The following is a 20,140-nucleotide window of genomic DNA, read 5'->3' on the forward strand; positions in this document are numbered from 1 at the left end:
GCTCGGGGCGCACGCGGACCAGATCCAGGTACGGTCCGCACGATCGCCCCCAATCGTCATGATTACTTCGCGGCCGGACTGTCACCCCTGGTGCGCCATGAATCCCCTGAAGCAACTGCGACAAGGTCCACTCCCTACGAGCCCTCTGGCACTCGTCAACCCTGGTGTCAGTACCGGCCAATCGGCGCCTGCGGGAATCGCAGTGCACTGGGCAGCACCTCCGGCGTGTGCGGCGCCTCTCTCGACAGTAGTCATCGTCGGTCTTGCAGGACCGGCCGAATTCGGTCCGCTGGCCGCCGCTGCGCGGACAGCGGCGACCGGCCGGAGGCCCCTTCTGCTGACCCAAATCCGCAAGCAGTCAGGGCCCGAGGACGATCGCTGCCTCTTCGGACGCGTCGGCGTCGAGCTACCCCTGATCTGTTGGCGGCTCAGGCACCTTCGGGTGCGATTGTCAGGCCTCTCGGCCATCGATGAGGCGGCGAAGCGCTGCGCCTGCGGTGGGAAAGGCAAGTCGCAGAGTGTGCGCGGTGAGGCGGATACCCCACCAGGTGAGGACGACGAGGTATCCGGCGATGACGGCGCCGTTGGTGTCGTTGGTGAAGACGATGGCGTAGCCGATTCCGAGGCCGGGCGCGGTGATGGTGCGGATGGTGCGGCTTCGGCTGGCGGTGAGGGCGGTTGCGATGCCGAGGAGTGCGGCTCCGGCGCTGCCGATGAGGCCGGGCATGCCGGTTAGGTCGACCGGTGGGGTGATGGTGAGTGCTGCTCGCATGAAGTAGATGCCGGTGGTGGCGATGGCGGCGTGCAGGATCGCTGGCCGGGTGCGCGCGAGCCAGGCGGGAAGGTCGTTGGCGGGGATGCGGGGTGCGGTCGCGGCGATGACTGCGGCGCAGAGGGCGAGTGGCACCGCGGAGCCGAGAGTCCATTTCAGGTATGGGCTGTAGTCGTATCGGACGGAGGTGCCGGTGGCCAGGCCGTAGAGGCCGGCGGCGATCGCGCCCCCGATGGCGGCGGCGAGGTATCCGCGTCGGATGAGGCTGCCGGTCGCGGGCTCGGGCGCAGACGTGCTGTGTGCTCCGGCGAGCCAGGTAGTGGGGGCGAGGTGCGCCACGGCGAATGCCGTGAGCACGGCGAGGGCGCCGGCGGCGCCCAGTTGCGGTAGGGAGGTGCGGACACCGACGACCCGGAGAAACGTGGTGGTGATGTCCGCGGTGAAGATGGCTTGGAGAAGCAGGATGAGAGAACAGGCGCCGAGCAGGAGGGCGCTGGTCAAATCCCGGACGCGGAGCCGGACCCGCGGTAGGTGGGTGTTGGCGGCGGTGGCTGGGTGATGGTGTGGTGCCGTGAGCGCCAGGGCGCCGTCGGCGAGGACGTGGGGCTGGTCGGCGAGGATTGCCGGGGTGAGGCCGGTGGCTGTGGTGAGCTGGTCTTGCAGGCCGGCTATGGCTTCGGCTTGGCGGAGGACGACGCCGCTGAGGTGTTGGCCGTCGATGTCGGCCGCGTCGAGGGTGTCACGGACCGCGTCGTGAACCCTGTCGAGGAGGGGTTGCGCGGCGATGGCGACGTCGTCGTGGGTGATGACCGCGGGCGTGCGGGGTGCGGGGAGCAGCACCGGCGCGCGGTCCTGCGTCATCAGGAGCTGTCTGGCCTGGCGGACGGATTCCAGCAGCGCCGAGCTGTCCGGGTCCTGCTGGGACAGGGCTATCTCGGCTCTCAGTGGGTCGTCGTCCGTGGTGGCCGCGTCGACGATGCGCTGAGCGAGAACCTGGTTCAGGTCGCCGGGTAGGTCGATCGATAGTGTAGCCAGCTCGCGGTACCCGTCGGCGCTTGTTTGAAGGATGGTCAGGGTGACCGGATGGCGGTCGGCCTGGCAGATCAGTAGGCAGGAGCCGTCAGGTGCGGTGAGCCCGTGGGCTCTGGTGTAGGCGGCGAGGGCTGCTGGTGCGGTGACCATGGCAGGGGCGGCCAGGCTGGCCCGCGCTGCCGCTTCCGCGAGTTGTGCCCGGCGGCGCGGTCCCCAGGTCGGCGGGATGGTCACGGTGAGGGCGGTGATCGGCTCACCGATCTGACGGGCGGCCTGGTCGGCGACATGCCAGAGCTGGGCGGCGAGCAGTTGCACGCCGTCGATCGGCTGGTCTGCTGCTGGTCTGCCGAGCAGCTCCAGCGGGTCGCCGACGAACTGATGGTTCGCCGACGGCTGGGACGCTGCGGACACTCCGACGTGGATGTGGCCGGTGGGGTCGAGGGCGACGCCGTGCGGCATGGCGAGGTGACCGTCGAGCATGATGGGGATCCGGGCGCCGTGTCGGTCGGCGGTGGCGGCGATGGCCGACGAGTTGAGGTCGATGGATAGCCGGATGCCCCCGTTTGGCATGTGCGGAAGTCTCTCCCGGCGGGGGAGTGGATCGTCAACTTCAGTCCCGCCCAGTGATCTCTTGTGAGCGTATGGTGAGAATCCTTCTCCGCGAGGTGGCCATCGACAGTCATCCTCATATATGCGGGGGAAGGTAGGAATCGGCGCGGGTGGAGGCGAGAGAGTGCCGCAGGAGTCGCGGGAGAGAGCCAATCGGCTAGCCGAGTATGCGCGTCCCACGGTCTATGCGCCGCACGAGTCGTCATCGCGTCGGCCGCCAGGTCGGCGGCCGGTGGCCGCGGTCCGGGCAGTCCGCGCCGGCGTGGGCGCGCTGGTCTTCCTGGTCGGCGTGCCTGGGCTGCTGTGGACCGTCGGTGGCGACCCTGTGCGGCGGCTGCCGACGTGGCCGCAGGTCGTCACGTGGTTCGACGAGCCGAGCGGCCGGTTCACACCGAGCGTGCTTACGGGCGCGGCCGTCTGGGTGCTGTGGCTGCTGTGGGCCGTGTTCGCGCTGCTCCTGCTCACCGAGCTGTTCGCGGTGTTGACCCGGTGGCGGATCCCGGCGCTGCGGCTTCCGGCACCGCTGCACCGGCTCGTGTTCGGCCTGGCCGGCACCGCCGCAGTCGCCGTCACCTCCGTCGGATCCCTCACCACAGGGGAGGGCGCTGACAGGTCAGCGGCCGTCGTCGCCTCCGCTGAAGGCGGTGGTGTGATTCCGCGGCAGGCGGTCGCGCGAGGGTCCGCGCTGATCCGGGTCGCAGACACCCGCTACGTCTACACCGTCGAGCGACACGACACCCTGTCCAGAATCGCCAAGCAGTGGCTCGGCGACGCGGACAGGTGGCCGGAGATCTGCCGCCTGAACAAGCACCGCCACTTCCCTCGAATCGGCGGCGCCCTACGCGACTGCAACCTCATCTACCCCGGCTGGGAGCTCCGGCTCCCCGCCGAGGCCCGCCCACCGCAGACCGCCACACCGGCGGCACCGCCCGCTCCGCCGGCGCCATCACCCTCGACCGCGACCCCGTCGGCATCGCCAAGTACTGCCTCAGGCTGGCCGAGTCCTACCGTGCCGCCCGCCACGCCCGATCAGGAAGCAGCACCAATCCCCAGCAGCACACCATCGGCAAGCCCGAGCGCCAGAGAGTCCACCTCGCCAACCCCGATCGGGACCTCCGCCGCCACCGCGTCGGCGTCGGGGTCCGCCTCGCCAGCTGCGGGCGACACCCAAGGTTCGACCGCGGCAAGTGACGAGCGCGGGGTGCAGCTATCGCCGTCCAATTGGCTGCCCTGGTCGCTTGCCGCAGCGATCAGCGCCGCCGTCGCGCTGGTCTGGGCGCAACGCCGCCGCCGATACACCGGCGAGCCCGACGCCGACCCACCCACGCAACTGCCACCGCCAGTATTCCAGCTGCGCCGCGCCGTGGCCCGCAATCCCGAACTGCTACATCCGGACGACCACCACGGCGAGACGCCCGCGCTCGTGCCCAACCTCGCGCCGCTGCCGCCCGGCGGAACCGGCATCGTCGGCGACGGCGCCCGCGCCGCGGCCCGCGCCGCCCTGGTCGCAGTCCTGGCATCCGGCGGCCCGCACCACCCCGACACACGTGGCGAAGTCATCATCGACGCCGCCACCCTGGAAACACTGCTCGGCGCCGACACGGCGGCCCTCATCCCATGGCCACGACTGCACATCGCCGACAGCACGGGTGACCTGCTCGCCGTGATGGAAGCCAAACTCCTTCACCGCAGCCGCATCCTCGACGAACACGCCCTCACGGACCTGGACTCCCCGCGCCGGCAGGCCCCCGACGAGGAACCGCTACCGCCGATCATGCTCATCACCCACACCCCGCCCGCCAGCGCCCGAATGCGCGCCAAGACCACCCTCGCCCTCAGCGCCGACCTACACGTCTCGGCGCTGCTGCTCGGCGAATGGACCCACGGCCCTACCGTCGAGGTGGGCCCCGACGGCCACGCGGCACTCGTGTCCGGCCAGATGGCAGAGTCGGTGCCACCGCGCCTGCCCGTACTCGATCACGACACGGCGATCCAGATCCTCACGACCCTGCGGGAAGCCCAGACCGGTGAACCGCCCGCCGACGCCTCACCCGCTGTACCGGTCTCGGTCGTCCCACTGCACGCCAATCGCACCGACAGCAAGCCCGTCGAACAGCAGGCGGTTACGGCGCAGCCCGACGCGACCACCCGCAAAGCACAGCTCCGGGTGCTTGGCGAGCCGCGGGTCGACAACGTCACCCAGCCCGGCCGGCCGCTGCGGGCCAAGGCCCTCGAGCTCGCCGTGTTCCTGGCCTGCCACCCCGACGGGGTCACCACCCGCGACATCGGCGAGTACCTCGAACCCGACGCCCGCCTCAGCCAAGCCGACCAACGCGTCCACACCAACGCCAGCAACCTGCGGCACGTCCTCGGCCGCGCCGGCACCGCGGACACGAAGAACGCTTACGTCATCAAGACCCGGGGACGCTACCGACTCGATCCAGCCACCGTCGACGTCGACGTTTGGACGCTGCGTGACCTCCTGCGGACCGCAGCGATCGCCACCGGCCCGCGCCGCCGGGACCTGCTCACCGCCGCCTGCGACCTCTACACCGCGCCGCTGGCCGACGGCCGAGACTACGAATGGCTCCAACCGCACCGCGAAGCCGTACGGCGCTGGGGAACCCAAGCCCACCTCCTGCTCGCCGACGAGCTATTGCAGAGCAACCCGCAAGCCATGTCCGACCTGGTCGACAAGGCCATCGGCTTGGATCACTACAACGAAGCCCTTTACACCCGCGCCATGCGCGCCCGTCACGCCCTCGGCGACGCCGACGGCATCCGCACCCTGCTCCGCGCCCTAACCGATGCCTTCACCGACCTCGACGCCCAGCCCCAAGATGAGACCTTCACACTCGCCAACCAGCTTCTCGCTAGGCTCGCCGAGAAGTCGGCTCACCAGCACTAGCGAGAGCCAGGTACGGGCTATCAAACGGTGCCGGGCCGAGCATGTATGAGCGGCGCTGGACAGGCATAACGGCGAAGGATAGGGCACAGCCGCAACCTGTACCCGGCCGGGCAGGCTGGTCAGGAACGAGTTGTTACCGCACCCGGATCAGCCACGAAGGGAGCAATTGGGCACGAATTGCCCTCGATCATCTTGACCGTAGGCTCAGATGCGGAGATCGACTGCCTAGGGTATAAATGGTTTCTCTTGGCGGCGGCCGCGCAGTATCACCGCGGGCGAAGCCTCAGCCGCTTGAGTACGGTGATCTATCGGTGGGAAGAAGACTGCGGCCGGGCTCGGTCTCGGGCCTGGTTGTCCTGGTGTCCGCCGCCACGAGCGTGTTGACCACCATCGGTGCTGTCGCGATCAACGCCCTTACTAACATTGCGGCACCCTGGCCCGCTGGCCTGGAAAACGTCCACCGTCATCCTTTTCGTTGGGCGCTGGGCGTCACTGTGGCTGTGCCGCTCCTGACGTGGCTCTCGTTGAGGATCGGCGCGCATCGAGATGGCGGACCAGGCGATCCGCTCCCACCTCCAACCACGAAACCTGAGCGGTGGATCGTGCCTCGAAGCCGTGAGCTCGAGGACATCATTGAGGCGATCCGAAGGCCTCGCTCTGCTAGTACCGTGGGAATCACAACCGCTCTTCGCGGGGCGGGCGGCTTCGGCAAAACCACGCTCGCACGAATTGCCTGCGCTGAGAATCGTGTTCAACGGCACTTTAAGGGCAAAATCTACTCGATCACGGTGGGCCGCGATTGTCGCGGCCCAGCCTCCATCGCCGACAAGGTCAACGACCTCGTGGAATTGATCACGGGTGGACGGCCAGGCTTCGCGGATCCTCGGCTGGCGGGGCAGCACCTAGGCAGGCTTCTGGACGAGCGCGGCCGAATTCTGATCGTCCTCGACGATGTGTGGGAGGAAGATCAGCTTGCGCCCTTCCTCCATGGCGGCCCGGAAACGGTACGGCTCGTCACTACCCGGTCTCCCTCTGTGCTGCCGGAGGGTGCGATCGCGGTCAAGGTCGACCAGATGTCCGAGCACCAGGCGCGGCGCCTCCTGCAGTGGGAGGTACCGGATCTGGCTCCAGCCGTGGCCGACGAGTTGCTGCGACGCACGGGGCGTTGGCCGCTGCTGTTGCGCTTGGTTAATCGGATCCTCCACGGTCATGCGGCACTCGGTCACGACGCCACCGCTGCGGGGGCTTCAATCCTGGCTCGGCTCAGGGATTACGGTCCGGCCGCAGTTGACGACCTCGATACCCGAACGATGTCCATTGACCTGAACGTGCCCGAGCAGCGCGCTCGGGCTGTCCGAGCGACCATCGAGGCAGGCACTACCCTCCTCGGCAATGACGCCGTGGAGCGTCTCGGCGAGCTGAGCATCTTCGCCGAGGACGAGCGCTTCGACCTAGATGCGGTTACACGCCTTTGGGCGGCGACAGCAGACTTGGATGAGGTTAGCTCAGCGCGAACGGCGAGGGAGCTCGCCAACTTGTCGCTGGTGACGATCGAGCGCGAGGGGGGACGGAGTTACCTCCAGATTCACGACGTTGTACGCGCCTTCCTGCGTGGAAGCCTCGGCGAGCAGCGGATTGCCGACCTCAATCGGACGTTCCTCGACGCAGTGGCCGCCACCCTGCCCGAGGAGCGAATGCTGCGGCCATCCGTCGACGATCGCGTGGTAACGGCGTGGTGGCGGCTAAACACGTCCGCCGACTATCTGTGGCGGCACCTGGCCTACCACCTCTTCGAGTCGAACGACGTGGAACGGGCAACCGACCTCGTTACCGACCTGCGTTGGATTGGTGAGAAGCTCGTGCTCGCCGGACCTGTGGCCGTTGCGGTCGATCTGTCGTTCGCACGGGATTCCCGGTCCCGTGTCCTCAGACGTGTATTGCTTCGCTGCGCGAACCTGCTGGCCGAAACCGACCCTCCTCGCTCGGTGATCACCATCTTCGTCAGTAGACTCTTGGACGAGCGGGGATGGGGCACCGAGATCTGTCGATTCCTGGCGCTAGAGACGGCGCCACAGCTAGTCGGCCGTTTCCCGCTACCAGACGCGCCGCATACCTCACTGCTGAGGGTGATTCCCGGCGGGAACGAGCGGATCCTGGCATTGGCGACCGCCGACCGAGGTCGGATTCTGCTCGCTGCCGGCAGTGACGGGGTCGTCCGAGCGTGGAGCACGGTCACTGGTCTTCTCATCAGGTCATTCGAGGGGCATCGCGACTGGGTCCGGTCGCTCTCAGTCGGTTCCGGAACTCGGTTTGCCACCGCAGGGGACGACGGTTATGTCAGTTTGTTCGACGTCGCGAACGAGGGCGCGGTGGCGCGGGCCGGATTCGACGGTAGTTGGGTGATGTCCGTGGTCATGGTGGACGACCACCGAGTGGTGGCAAGCACCCGTGAAGGTGTTACCTACCTTCACGACTTTCGGAACTCAGTAAACCGGGAGGTGCTCTCGGATTTCCTCGACCCTATTCTGTCCGGTTGCCTGCTGGCGGGGGGCCAACAGGTAGCACTTGGCTCAAGCAGTGGCCGGATCCACCTGCTGGACCTGGAAAGCGCCGACGTGCGCACGCTCGACAGACACGGACGGCAGCCCGTCCTCGCAATGGTTGCCAGCGGCGGCGAGGGCTTCGCCGCGGGCGTGGGAATCCACATCGAAGTTTGGCAAGACGGTAGGGTCTCCGACGTCATCGCCAGCAACAGCCCTGGCCTGATTTCGGCGTTGGCCGCGCCGGAAACGGGCGAGTGGCTCGCGTGTGGCACAGAGCACGGGGTCATTAGTGTCCGGTTCCGTGAATCAGGTCATGAGATGGTGTTCAGTGGCCATACAGGTCGCGTTACCGCGATTGTCAGTGGACCTGACGGCGAGTGGATAGCGAGCGTTAGCGAGGACGGTGCCATCCGTATCTGGGACCCGGCAGCAGAAAACGCCGACGCGATCGAGGACGCAGTGTCGACTGGACTGCAGGGAAGGCTGCGGGCACTTTCCATCGTCGGCGACGAGCTCGAGGTCGCCGCAGTGAGCGACGGCGTCGTTAAGACGTGGAATACCCGAACCGGCGCGCGAACCGACGTGACGAGGTCCTGGCGCTTTGACTCGGTCGGCGGAAGATTGTGGCGCGACATCATCCCGGGTTCCGGACGGCAATGGATTGCAGCCGCCCGCGCTGACGGAACTATCGTAATCCGCAATGCCATTGACGGCAAAAGGCTGCACACCATGGAAACCTCGTTGACAGAGCCTATCGCAGTAGCTGCTCCTTGTGGGGATTGGCTGGCGTCTACCACAGCGGACGGAATCGTGGTCTGGGAGGCGAAGACCGACGAGCAGTACCCGCTGCCTACAGATCTGGGAACGAAGTCGATCGTGCGGGCCTTGGCGTCGGCGCCCGACGGAGCATGGCTGGCTTCCAGTATCGAGCGAGGCATCGAGGTCTTCACGCGCACAGAAGACGAGGGGAACGGCCGGCTTGCCCGGCATAGACTGTGGGCGGCAGGCGATGAACTCGCCAGTGACCGGCTAATCCACCTCGATGTCGCCCCAGACAGCACTTGGCTCGCTGCGCGCAGTGCCGGCGGTGCTGTCTTTGTTTTCACCATGCCGGCCGCAACCCTACGGCATTCCTTGGTTCCGCCGGGACGCGCAGCCGTCCTATGTGCAGTAAAGAACGGCGCCGGGATGGTGATTGGATGTCGGGACGGCGGCCTAGTGCTCTTGGACTCGCACAGCGGCGTAGTCCAGGCAACGGCCAGCGGTCATCGCGACACGATCCTTGGGATCGCATGCTCGCCTAGTGGCAACCGGGTGGCGACAGTTAGCTCTGACCGGACGGTTCGACTCTGGTCGGTGGATTCGGACACCATCCAATGTCTGGCGATGCTTCGGACGGAGGCAGACGTGTCGGAGGTCGTCTGGTTGCCGGACGACTCTGGAATCGCAGTCGCCGGCGTTCGCGGCCTCTACCTTTTAGACTTCCGTAATCTCTGAGTGCAGAGCTACTCGGTCATCCGCTTGGACTGGACGCATGTTGTCGCCGAGTGTGATGCCGTCGCGCCGATGATAAGGACGGGCCGCCTGCGCCTTGGAACGGATCTACTACGTAACCTGGCGGTCAATGCTGGCCGATGCGATCGAGCGCCGGGACCGGCAATGCCGAAGGTTCCCTGTTGCGTGGAGGGCCCGTTGATTCCGACGGCGACTACGGCGTCGAACCGGTAGCTAAGCGGCGGGTGGTGCGGCGCGTTTTTCTCCGAAAGCCGGGGTCGATGTGACCCATCTGCGCGGCCCGTCAGCAGAAGCAGCATGCCGTATCTCAGGGCTGCTGATCCATGATCGGCGCGAAGCACCAGCGCGACGAAGTTCCGCCGCAGAGCCGAACAGCACCTGGTGAGCCAGTCGGTCGTTCACCTGCGCTCGATCGCCTCGGAACGGCAAGCGACGCAGCGGCCAGCGGGCTGACCAACATGCCCAGGACGGTGGCACCGACCGCCACCTCCGACGTTTGCCTCCGCCACGCGCGGCCGCCCGTCGTTCCCAGCTGGCACCGGAGCCCGCCGACTTGTCGGCAGATACCGCCGCCACCCCGCAGCGCTCGCGGGCGCATCGCCCTTCAAGTGGTCTTCAGTACTTCGGGTGACACTCTGGCTGTCACCCCCGGCAGGCGAATGTGTCACCCCCGCCGGTTGTTCTGTCACCCCCGCTGCGGCTGTGGTTCGTCGATTCGGATGCACCAGCCGATAGACGCGGGTGGCGATACCGGCGACCTTCGACACGACGAGGCGACCCAGTTGCACGAGCTTGGCCAGGCATCGTTGCACTGTGCGTTCGGAGCAGCCGACGTACTCTGCAAGGGTGGCCACGGACGGCCAGGCGTTGCCCTCACGGTTGGCGTGGGCGGCAATGGCAATGGCTACCGCTCGCTCGTTCTTCCCAAGGTCTTTCGTGGTGAGCAGTGCAGCCTTGACGGCTTGACTCATGGCTTGCGTATCTCCGTCCGTCAGGGTCCGGAGCGCCTGTCGTGGCGCCCCGGCCGATCTCTGGGTTGAAACCGCCGGCTCTTCCGGTACGGCGGTGCGATACGTGGGCGAGCTCAGTTGCTGCGGGGTTCTTCACCGTCGCCAGGGAAGCTGTCGACGATCGGCGTGGGATCCGGGTCATGGCAGCCGCGGGCGCGGGCATGCCGGGATAACCGGGATGGCGGTGAAGGCGGGTCTTGCGGTTGCTCGCGGCAGGGATCCACCCGGGAGCTTGCGGGCCAAATCCAGGACTGGCCATCGCTTGCGCCTCTTCGTCAGCAAGCCCTTGCCGGGCGGTCGGGTGATGGTGCGGACTGCCGCCGACGGATCAGCCACCGGCGGACCCGATCGACGCTCAATCCGTTGCTGCGGTCAAGCCACCTCAGCCGGGATCGCCGGCGGACGTCATCGGCACCGCAGATCAGACGCTGAGCGACACGACCCACGGGGGTTCCCGGGAGCTGAGCGCACTGCTGCATCGGGCTGCCGCTCTGAAGTTGGACTCACCGCACCGCGCGTCACCGCAGGTCACAGCACACGTGCCTGCGGTTCCGCCGGGACCTCGGCCTGCGCCGCAGGCGGTCTGCGGCCTGGACCGGCTGCCCGACAGGCACTCCCGGCTGCACCGTACGACGCTGACTCCGTCGCCCACGACATGCTCGGCGCCCGGCCGGCCCAGGGAGCCGACCAGCCCTCGGCGTGGGCCTTGCCGCCTCCGGCTGCCGCAGCGGGCTGCGGTACCGGCATCCGCCGTCGCCCGGGCAGGCGTAACGGTGCGCGGCCGCTCCACTGAGGGCGATGACCGATCGGAGCGGATTGCTCCCGCACGTCATAGTGCTTGCTGAAGATCAGCAGCCCGGTTGGCGCGACGCTCGATGAGCTCTCACCCGGAGGGGGCAACGATGCGTCGAAGCGCTGCGATCTGATTGGTCCAACTGCTCAGTCGGGTGATCTTCACGACGTCGCCGGTCGTCGGGGCGTGGATGACAAGTCCTTCGCCGAGGTACATGCCGACGTGACGGGGGTTGGCCATGGTGCCTTGGCTGCCCGGAATGAGGATGAGGTCGCCCGGGAGCAGGAGCGCGGGGTTGTTTAGGGGCTGTCCGGCGTTGGCCTGGTCGGTGGTGATGCGGGGGATGGAGATACCGGCCGCTCGGTACGCCGCCTGCATGAGCGATGAGCAGTCGCACTGTTGGTCGGGGTTGCCGGAGTGCGGGTCGGTGCATGATCCGCCGAAGTGGTACGGGGTGCCGAGTTGGTTGACGGCCCAGAAGATGGCGGTCGTGACGGCGGGCGGGGTGTTGGCGGGAAGCGTGAACCCGTCCGGGAGGGCGGCGGGCGCATCGCTGGCGCAGTCCGTCGGCGTGTTGGTCAGCTGCTCCACCAGGTGCACAGCGTCGCCGGTCCACTTGGCGTAGGCGTCGGGGAAGGCCGAGGCCTGGACCGCCTGGGCGGCCTGGGTGAGGGGCATCGACTCCCATCCGGGAACGGTCAGGAGCTTGTCAAAGAATCTGCCCGCCTGGTAGGCGGGCTCGGACAGTTGCGCGACGCTGCCCCAGCCTTGGCTGGGGCGCTGCTGGAACACTCCGATGGAGTCGTGGTCGTTGGTGTCGCCGAGGTGGGGCAGGTTGCGCAGGCCTGATTCCTGCATGGCGGTGGCGACGGCGATGGCCCAACCCCAGCGGGGTACGCCTTTGGCGACGCCGACGTCGATGATGGTCGCGGCGTTCTCCAGCTGCTTGGCGTCCCAGCTACCCGTGCCGGGCGGCTGCCCTGGATGGGGCACGGCGACGATGCCACACTCCTTGGCGCCGCCGCCCAAGACGGAGGACAGCAGCAGCATGGGCAGGCCGAAGCAGGCGACGATGACGACAGTGACTACTCCGATAATGACTTTGGTCATGGCGATGCCTTCCGTGAAAACGAAGAGGCCCGGTCTGCGCGCGTGCACGGCCCGGCAACCGCAAGGTCAGGTAGGGGCTACAGGCGGTGAGTGAGCGGCAGCAGGTCGGTATGGGCGCCGTTGAGGAAGCCAGCGAGCAGGTCGGCGTTCTCGAACAGCGGGTGGCCCCTTCGCCGCTGTTAGCCCGGCTCGCCGTGCTACTCGCGTGGGAGGGACCGGCCGACACGGAGATCGACTGGCCAGCCCTCGCGGAAGCCGCTGGCCACCCGTTCCCAGAGGACTACCGCCGTTACGTTGAGCTCTTCCCACCTGGTGAAATCGGCTTCCTGAAGGTCCTCCACCCCCGTCGCTGGAGCGCAGCGGAGGACTTCCTCACGTACGCGCGGAACTGGCACGCGGTGATGAACGACAAGGCGGAGCTTGCAGGAGGGTTCCCGTACCACTTCGGCGCGTCCCCGGGTGATCTCCGTGTATGGGGAACCGTGAACCTCGACTATCTGCTCTGCTGGCAGCTCAACGAGGGTCCTCCCGAGCAGTGGCCAACGGTCGTGTGCGACACCGCCATGGTCGACCCGCCGGAGCGCTACGCCGGCACCGTCACGGAGCTGCTAGTCGACCTGGCTGAGGCGCGGAACCCGTTACCGGTGATTGGTTACGTGACCGAGATTGAGGGGGCGCCGTACAGGTTCTCCCGACATGAGTAGGGCGTGCGGTACGCGGAGCCGCGTGGGCGGTCACCGGGACAGAACGGGACTCAGCTCTTGCTCGACTGCTGAGGATGGGTGCGGCAGCATGTGCCGGTGAGTTTTGACCTTGATGTGCTGGCCATCGACCCGGCCGCGAGCGATGACGCAGTGCGCGCCATGGTGAAGCGCTGCAGTAGCAGCCAGCATCCCGAGGGCGAGTTAGACGATCGCATCGTCGGCTTCTACGAGAGCCTGCGTGCCCGCTACCCCGACTTCCCGCCATACCGCGATGACTCGCCCTGGATGTCGATGCCACTCCACGTTGGTATCGACCACGTCAGCATGAATATGACCTTCGGGGAGCGAAGCACACCGGCCCTCGAACTGATCTTGGTTCTTGCGGAGCGATATGGGTTGACGATTTACGACCCGCAGGGCGATGAGGTGACGCGGCCTCACGGTTGATGTCCGAGCACGCGCGCAGCCAATCGGCTTTGGTGGGCCGGGGGCAGCGGCGTGGTGACCGCCACCCCCGGCCGGTGGACGAGGGGGGCGGTCAGACCTTCAGCAGGTCAAAGGCGGCGATCTTCAGATGGTCGGCGTTGCCGGTCAGCACCCGGTTGGCGCGGGCGGTCGCGTTCTTGGCGGGCTGATAGTGGTCGAGGTACTCGGTGATGGCCTGGCAACCGGCCCAGCGGCTACCGGTGATGGCTTTCTGGGTGTCGGCCTCACGGATGAGGTACTTGAGCGTGCCGAGCCGCTGCTTGGCGTTGTTCTTGGTCTGTTCGGAGGCGTTGTCCTTGACCGGCCACACCTGCGCGACGACCTTCTCGAACTCGCGCATGGTGAGTTCGGTCTGCAGCATCCGTTCGGCGGCCTTCTCGAAGGTCTCCACGTACGTCCACATCAGGCCCAGTGCCTCGCGGGCCTGGCTGATCTGGGAGTTGACGTTGGAGGTGTGCCGGAACGTGTAGTGGCCGACCGCATGCCGGAAGGCGGCGCGTTGGGTGTTGGCACAGACGACTCGGATCGGGCTGGCGTCCACCCGCAGGGCGGCGGTGCCGTCGTGGGAGGTGGTGCCGATCAGGTACATGTCCAGCCGGTCCACCCCGGCGATCTCCATCGCGTCGGGCAGCTTCATCGTGACGAACACGCTCTTGCCGCGGCGGAGGCTGCCGGCGGTCTCGAAGTGGGCGCCGCCTACCTGATCGACGAGGCGGTCGAGCATCTCGGCGCACTGCTCGTTCTGGACCACGGTGTAGTCGGTGCCGACGATGCCCAGGTACTCGGTTTCGCCGGTGACGGGGTTGCGGCGCACGGTCATGCGCTTGTCGTCGGCGGGGATCTGCACCTCGACGCCGTCGACGATGTCGATGCCGACGGTGGGGATGGTGCGCACACCCCAGTCGCCGAGTCGGGCGGCGGCCATGATCTCCTCGGCCTTCATCGTGTTCTGGGTGACGGTGCCGAGCTGGTGCCAGGCCGACAGGCGGGCGCTGGCGAAGGCGGTCGTTCCGTCCGCGAACGTTTCGAGTTCGTGTGGCACGTGCTTCTCCTCTTTATGCACTGAGGGGGCCGAGCCCGACCGGCTCGGCCCCCGCATAGGTGGCGATGGTGGGATCAGGACTGCTCAGCGGTGTCGCCGTTGTCGGTCGGCGCCGGGTGGGCGAAGGTCAGCGGCGTGTCGGAGACCAGGAGGATGCGGCCGGCGGCGGCGGCCTTGGTGCAGTTGTTGCGCACCGCCCCGGAGCTGACCGTGCGGCCGAGTTGTCCGCCGAGCGCGGTGGCGATGTCCTGCGGGGTCATCGCCCGGCCCGGGTTGGCGGCCAGGACGTCGAGGGTGAGCTTTTCCAGCTCGCCCCGGCCGAACGGCTGGCTGCCGTCCGTGTTGAGGGTTCCGTCGCCGCGCCGGCCCTCGCTCCTGAAGACGCCGGTCGGGCGGGGGGTGGTGCGCGTGGGCAGGGTGACGACGTGGGTCTCACCGTCCGGCCCGACGACGTGCAGCGTGCCGTCCGGGCGGATGAGGGGCAGCACCGCCGCGGTGGCGCTCGGCGTGTTCCCCAGCCGCCGGATGACCTGGTGGCACAGGGGGCAGCGGGGCGGCTCGGGGTTCGGGTCGACGTCGCTGGCCTTGGTGGGGCCCGGGATCCACCGCTGCGGTGCGCCGGGGAGGCGGCGGGCGGCGTCGGCCTGCTCCATCGCGGTGAGCAGGCGGGTCGCGGTCGGGTGACCGATGCCGCTTTCCGCCACGATCACATCGAGGGTCGCGCCGTCATCGCCGTAGTCGGCCAGGACACCTTTGATGGCCATGACCTTGCGGTCCCCGGGACGCGCCGCCTGCACAACGGTGACAGTGGGGCTCTCGTCGCCCCCCGTGCTGTCGTCCTCGTCGCCGTCTTCGGTCTGGCCGGCCTCGTCCTCCGTATCGGCGCCGGCGTCGTCCGGGATAGTCCCACCCTCGCCGTCTCCGGGCTGATCAGTTCGCTCGGTATCGCCGGTGTCACCGGTGTCTGGCTCGGCGGCCGCGTCGTCGACGTCCGGGTCGCCGAAGTCAGCCTCGTCCACGATCGCGGCGTGCTCGTCACCGAGGTCGACGTCGTCCGGGGCAGCGTCGGGGTCCTCCGCCCGGTGCGCCAGGGTCCACTGGGTGGGCGTGCCGTCGGCCGGGTCGGCGTCGGTGTCCACCGCGACGATCACCCCAGCGTCCGCCAGGGTCTTGATCGCCTTGTCGGTGGTCGACCGGGCCTTGCCGGACTTGGCGGCCAGTTCGTGGACGTTGCCTCGGCCGAGTTCGGTCAGGGCGTCGAGGACCGCCTGCGTGGCAGGCGTCAGGGACAGACTTTCCATGTGCGATTCCCTCCTTGGGAACTGGGGTTGGAACGCCCGATGCGGTGTTCTGCCGGGCGGTGGTGCGCCGAGTCGCGGGCAGCGGTCAGCACGGCAGACGCGAGGTGCTGTGCGCTGCCGTTCTGGGTGCTGCTGATGGCGGCCCGGTGACCTGGGGCGGCGCGGCGCCGCCGGGGCCGGTGCCGGCGGCCGTGGGTCCGTCGGCTACCGACTGCGGGAACCTAGGCGCAGAGGTGGGCGAGTTCGGCCGGGGTGAGCTGGCCGGGGGTGCGGCTGCGCCAGGCGTCGGAGTGGCGCAGGTGCCACCAGCGCAGCAGTGACCGGCAGGCCGAGGCGAGGTCGTGGCAGACCGGCAGCGGGTAGGTCAGGCCGGGCTGGGTCTGGCGATGCCGCAGGTTGGTGTAGGCGGTCGGAGTCCAGCCGGCGCCGGTTTGGGCGATCTCGCCGACGAGTCGGCCCGGGTAGGGGATGTCGAAGGCCCTGGCGGCTTCGGTGTCGGGGAAGACCAGCCAAGTGTGCGGCTCCTGCTGGCGTAGGACGGCCACGCCGCGTGAGGGGTCGCCGGGTTGCAGGAGCAGATGCCGCTCGTCGCCGTCGCCGATCGGTCGGTGGTTGCGCCAGCCGCGATAGGCCGTGATGAGCATGGTCCCGAGGACGAGGTGCCGTTCGCGGGCGGCGAGTGCGTCGGTCAGCGCTTGGTGGTAGCCGGCCAGGTGTAGGTCGGCGCGGGCGGCCAGCTGCTGGTGGCCTGCCTCGGCGAGCTCAGTCAGCCGGGTGAGGGACTTCTCGAGGGTGGCGGTGCTGTCGTTGAACCCGAGGGCGGTCTTGTGCAGGACGCGGGCGAGGTCGCCGAGGGCGTCCAGGGTGGCGGTGTCGTGGCGCCACGAGTGCTCGGGCAGGACGTCGTTGGTGTCGGCGGCGATGCGCCGTAGCGCGGGATCTGTCAAGAACACCCGGGTCTCCTTTTGCGGACGGGGAGGGTTGTGTGGGCATCCGGAAGGCCGGTCGCAGCAGGGCTGCGACCGGCCTTCGGTGTTCGGCGATGGGGGTTAGGCGATGGCGACGGCGCACAGTCGTGCGCCGCGGTGCAGGCCTCGCAGGTAGGCGCATGCCTCATTGAGGAAGCGGAACCGGTCAGCCACGGAGTCGCTGGCCGAGATGAGGAGGCGGCCGTCGGTGGTGATCAGCGCATCGCCGACCAGGGCGATACGCCAGTACAGCCCCGCGTAGGCGGCTTCACCCGCCTGGTAGACGGGCAGCTCGTAGGGGTCGAAGGAGTGGGCGAGCATCGCCAGGACGCGGGGCTGTTGTTCGAAGCGGCGGCGGGCCTCGGCCAGGGGGACCTTGGCCGGGTCGGCGTGGTGCTGGGCGAGGTAGTCCTCCCAGCTGCGGGCCGGGCGGGTTGTTGCCGCGATGTGGGTGTTCCAGGCGTGCCAGCGCCGGGCGGCACGTTCGGCGGCCTTGGCGGCGGTGCCGGTCAGGTCGAGGCGGCTCTTGCGGCCGCCGGCGGCAATGGTGATCGCGCCGAACCGGCGGGCGGTGTGGAGCAGGTAGTAGCGGAAGAAGCGGGTCAGCCAGCCGATCAGCCGGCGGTGGCGGACGTGGTAGCGGCGGGTCGGGGTGCCGTTGGCGTGCAGCACATCGTGGACCTTCTCGGAGGCGGCGAACCAGTCCATGTCATCGCTCGGGGCGAAACAGACGGTGACAACGCGGATGGTGAGCTGCCTGGGCTTGAACATGGCAGTGTGCTCCCTTCCTGAATGGGTGGGCAGGGGTGAATGCGCGGTGGTGCCAGCGGGCCGCGGCGTCTGAGCCGGCGAGCTGCCGTGAAGGGCGCGGGGCGTGGATCACGAGCCGACCTCAGGTGGGCTGTGGGTGACCCCGCTGGCGCGGGCAGGCTGCGGAAGGGGCAGACGGCGGCGGTGCGAGCAGATAGAAGAAGCTGCACCGTAGCTTCGTGACCTGACAGCACAGCCCTTGTCAGAAATCACGACTATGCCTCTGAGCTGCACTGACAGAACCAGCTGCGCGGCTGTCAGGTTGCCTCCACTGACAGCTACAGTGCGCGTCCGCCAAGCGAACGGTCGGCGTGCTAATGCCCAAATGCTGCGATGGTGGAGGCGACGGGACCGGGAACAGGTTGTCGTGGGACTGCTCAGCGCGGCTCTGCTGGAGATCCGCATGCTCGCCTTTAGGCCGGACCTGTTGCGTTTTTCGCGCTCGGTCAGGACCTGGGAGAGGCCAAATCAAGCCGGGAGGCTGGCTTGTCGGTGCTCGGACCTAGTCTTCGGACCATGACGCGGTATGTCGACGAGGATCTGCGCGGTGCGGAGTTCCGCGAGTGCGATCTGACCGGGGCGCGCCTGATCGGCGTCGTCATGCAGGATGCCGTGATCGACGGGCTCATCACCAACCTTGTGGTGAACGGTGTCGAGGTCACCGGGTACGTCGAGGCAGAGCTGGACCGGCGTCATCCGGTGCGGGTGCTGATCCGCTCCGAGGACCCTGGCGATCTACGCGAGGCAGCGCGTCAGCTCCATGCCGGCTGGGCCGCGACGATCGAGCGAATCCGCCGGACGCCCGGCATCGAGCGCCGCAGCGTGAACGACGAGTGGTCGGCGGTGCAGACGATGCGCCACCTGGTCTTCGTCCACGACTCTTGGTTCCGCCGCTGCTGCCTGGGCTCGACGGAGCTGTTCACGCCGATGGGCATCGGTACGACCATGGAGCCCTACCGTGAAGCGCACGGGCTTGACCTCTCGCTCGATCCAGCCCTCGACGAGATCGTGAGAGTGCGTGACGCACAGGCCGCCGAGCTCGAGGCCTGGCTCGACGAGGTCACCGCTGCGCAGCTCGCAGCACGGGCGCCGGTGCCCGATGACGATGTCTGGCCGCCGTACGCCCGGGGCCGCTCGGTGCGGCAGTGCCTCGGCACGGTGCTCAACGAGACCTTCGAGCACAACGGCTTCTGCGTCCGCGACCTCGACCTGATCGAGGCACAGAACGCTGAGTAGGGCCGGCTACGGACTCAGCATCTTTCCGCTAAACCCAGCCATCCCCACAGACACAGGCAGAACCCCTTACATCAAGCTGATCTTGCTCAGATCACCTCATTGATCTGGAACCCATCATCGAGTAGCACGAAGCTGCGCTGCTCATCCGGCCGATTGTCGAGGTGAAATCCCCACTCGTAGACGATGGCGTCACCGAGACGCAGCCCCGGCGCGCGTGCAGCTTCCCGTCCCGCATCACGGTCACAGGCGTCGGTTCACGCTCGGAACCATCAGTCACACGCAACAGCTGCACAGGTCGACGACTCGACGACCAACCATGATCGGCAGGACAGTCCCTAGCCTGGGCGGCGTCCCCAAGCCGAGATCAACGGCGCGAGGGTGAGGTCGAGCTCGCCGGCCTCGACGGCGGCCAAGTGCGCGTCGATTTCGACGTCGTTGGCCAGCCCTGCGGCGAGCAACTCGGCGCGGACCATGCGCACCGTCGCGGTCTCCAGCCGGTCGCAGGCTGCCCCGCCGACCGGGAAGTAGCCGGCCGCCGTGACATCGACCAGGCCCGCCGCTCGCAAGGCTCGCGGCAGCGTACGGCCGTAGCGCAGATCGGCGCTGCGGCGGGTCATCAACTCCCGGACGGCGCGCCGCAGCTGGTTGGCGCGCCGCTGCGCCGGGCCAACCTCATCGAGGCAGGCCAACGGCTGCAGCTCGGTGTCGGCATCCTCTATCAGTAGCCGACCGCCGGGCCGCAGCGCCGCCACCATTGTCGCCAACGCTCGGGCACGGTCGGGTACGTGAACGAGCACGAGCCGTGCGTGTACCAGGTCAAACGTGCCTGGCTGCGGCGGCCTGTCCTTGACGATGTCGTGCCGGAGCACCTCGTAACTGCCGTGCGGGTCCAGCCAGGCCGGATTGACGTCCGTGGCGAGCACGTGACCGGTTGGTCCGACGGCCGTGGCGAGTGCTTCGGGAATGCTGGGGCCTCCGGCACCAACTTCCCAGCAGCGCCAGCCCGCCCTCACTCCGAGCCGGTCGAAGTGCCCACGTGTGACACCGTCGAACAGTTCGGCCAGCCAGGTGAACCGCTCACCCGCCTCCACTCGGGCGTTGTCGAGCAGGTAGCGGTGATCCGGGGAAGCCCCGGCGGAGTCCGGCGATGGGGGCCTGGACGGCGCTCCAGCAGTATTCACCGGCCCGCCCGCGGTCGTGTCCGGCTCGGATCCGGGGTCGGCTACGGGCTGCGATGAACTCATGCCCACATCCTCACGCCCGATCGCGTGCTGTGTCAGCGCGACACGGGCTGAGCCCAG

General features: G+C 68.1%; 14 protein-coding genes. 6 read left to right on the top strand and 8 right to left on the bottom strand.

Going from position 1 to position 20,140, the window contains the following annotated elements; translation table 11 throughout:
• Positions 1 to 451: 451 nt before the first annotated feature.
• Positions 452 to 2,119 (bottom strand): hypothetical protein, encoded by a 1,668-nt coding sequence (locus GCE86_RS08835; RefSeq protein WP_154226492.1) that lies wholly within the window; start codon positions 2,117 to 2,119, stop codon positions 452 to 454.
• Between GCE86_RS08835 and GCE86_RS08840 the strand changes: the two genes are divergently transcribed.
• The 3 genes from GCE86_RS08840 (at position 2,090) to GCE86_RS08850 (ending at position 9,361) form a co-directional block, all read left to right on the top strand.
• Entirely contained in the window at positions 2,090 to 2,353 is a 264-nt protein-coding gene (locus GCE86_RS08840; protein WP_154226493.1) for a hypothetical protein, read from the top strand. The genes GCE86_RS08835 and GCE86_RS08840 overlap by 30 nt on opposite strands.
• Positions 2,354 to 2,675: 322 nt before the next feature.
• Positions 2,676 to 5,321, top strand: a complete 2,646-nt coding sequence (locus GCE86_RS08845; protein ID WP_244317235.1) for a BTAD domain-containing putative transcriptional regulator — start codon at positions 2,676 to 2,678, stop codon at positions 5,319 to 5,321.
• 668 nt (positions 5,322 to 5,989) lie between these two features.
• Positions 5,990 to 9,361, top strand: a complete 3,372-nt coding sequence (locus tag GCE86_RS08850; protein WP_163636781.1) for an NB-ARC domain-containing protein — start codon at positions 5,990 to 5,992, stop codon at positions 9,359 to 9,361.
• 416 nt (positions 9,362 to 9,777) lie between these two features.
• Here the strand turns inward: GCE86_RS08850 and GCE86_RS32570 are convergent, their stop codons facing one another.
• Positions 9,778 to 10,350 carry a helix-turn-helix domain-containing protein gene (locus GCE86_RS32570; protein WP_154226496.1) on the bottom strand — a complete coding sequence of 191 codons (573 nt, stop codon included), beginning with the start codon at positions 10,348 to 10,350 and terminating at the stop codon, positions 9,778 to 9,780.
• A gap of 922 nt (positions 10,351 to 11,272) precedes the next feature.
• Positions 11,273 to 12,292, bottom strand: coding sequence for a C40 family peptidase (locus tag GCE86_RS08860; RefSeq protein ID WP_154226497.1), 1,020 nt, complete (start codon positions 12,290 to 12,292; stop codon positions 11,273 to 11,275).
• Positions 12,293 to 12,378: 86 nt separating this feature from the next.
• Between GCE86_RS08860 and GCE86_RS08865 the strand changes: the two genes are divergently transcribed.
• Together GCE86_RS08865 and GCE86_RS08870 are read left to right on the top strand one after the other, a co-directional pair.
• Positions 12,379 to 12,996 (top strand): hypothetical protein, encoded by a 618-nt coding sequence (locus tag GCE86_RS08865; RefSeq protein WP_244317236.1) that lies wholly within the window; start codon positions 12,379 to 12,381, stop codon positions 12,994 to 12,996.
• Between the two features lie 96 nt (positions 12,997 to 13,092).
• Entirely contained in the window at positions 13,093 to 13,443 is a 351-nt protein-coding gene (locus GCE86_RS08870; RefSeq protein ID WP_244317237.1) for a hypothetical protein, read from the top strand.
• Positions 13,444 to 13,534: 91 nt separating this feature from the next.
• Here the strand turns inward: GCE86_RS08870 and GCE86_RS08875 are convergent, their stop codons facing one another.
• The 4 genes from GCE86_RS08875 to GCE86_RS08890 all read right to left on the bottom strand — a co-directional run bounded on the left by GCE86_RS08875 (position 13,535) and on the right by GCE86_RS08890 (position 17,564).
• Positions 13,535 to 14,524: a DUF932 domain-containing protein gene (locus GCE86_RS08875; protein WP_154230408.1), complete on the bottom strand. Its 990-nt coding sequence runs from the start codon at positions 14,522 to 14,524 to the stop codon at positions 13,535 to 13,537.
• Positions 14,525 to 14,598: 74 nt separating this feature from the next.
• Complete coding sequence (locus tag GCE86_RS08880) at positions 14,599 to 15,825, bottom strand: MarR family winged helix-turn-helix transcriptional regulator (RefSeq protein ID WP_154226498.1); 1,227 nt, start codon at positions 15,823 to 15,825, stop codon at positions 14,599 to 14,601.
• 221 nt (positions 15,826 to 16,046) lie between these two features.
• Positions 16,047 to 16,778: a hypothetical protein gene (locus GCE86_RS08885; protein WP_154226499.1), complete on the bottom strand. Its 732-nt coding sequence runs from the start codon at positions 16,776 to 16,778 to the stop codon at positions 16,047 to 16,049.
• Positions 16,779 to 16,874: 96 nt separating this feature from the next.
• Positions 16,875 to 17,564, bottom strand: coding sequence for a hypothetical protein (locus GCE86_RS08890; protein ID WP_154226500.1), 690 nt, complete (start codon positions 17,562 to 17,564; stop codon positions 16,875 to 16,877).
• 555 nt (positions 17,565 to 18,119) lie between these two features.
• Between GCE86_RS08890 and GCE86_RS08895 the strand changes: the two genes are divergently transcribed.
• On the top strand, positions 18,120 to 18,839 hold the full coding sequence (locus tag GCE86_RS08895; protein WP_154226501.1) for a DinB family protein: 720 nt from the start codon (positions 18,120 to 18,122) through the stop codon (positions 18,837 to 18,839).
• 335 nt (positions 18,840 to 19,174) lie between these two features.
• On the opposite strand, the gene GCE86_RS08900 is transcribed toward GCE86_RS08895, so the two are convergent.
• On the bottom strand, positions 19,175 to 20,083 hold the full coding sequence (locus tag GCE86_RS08900) for a methyltransferase (protein ID WP_204342176.1): 909 nt from the start codon (positions 20,081 to 20,083) through the stop codon (positions 19,175 to 19,177).
• Positions 20,084 to 20,140: the final 57 nt, after the last annotated feature.

The sequence above is a fragment of the Micromonospora terminaliae genome (assembly GCF_009671205.1).
GTDB classification, from domain to species: Bacteria; Actinomycetota; Actinomycetes; order Mycobacteriales; family Micromonosporaceae; genus Micromonospora; species Micromonospora terminaliae.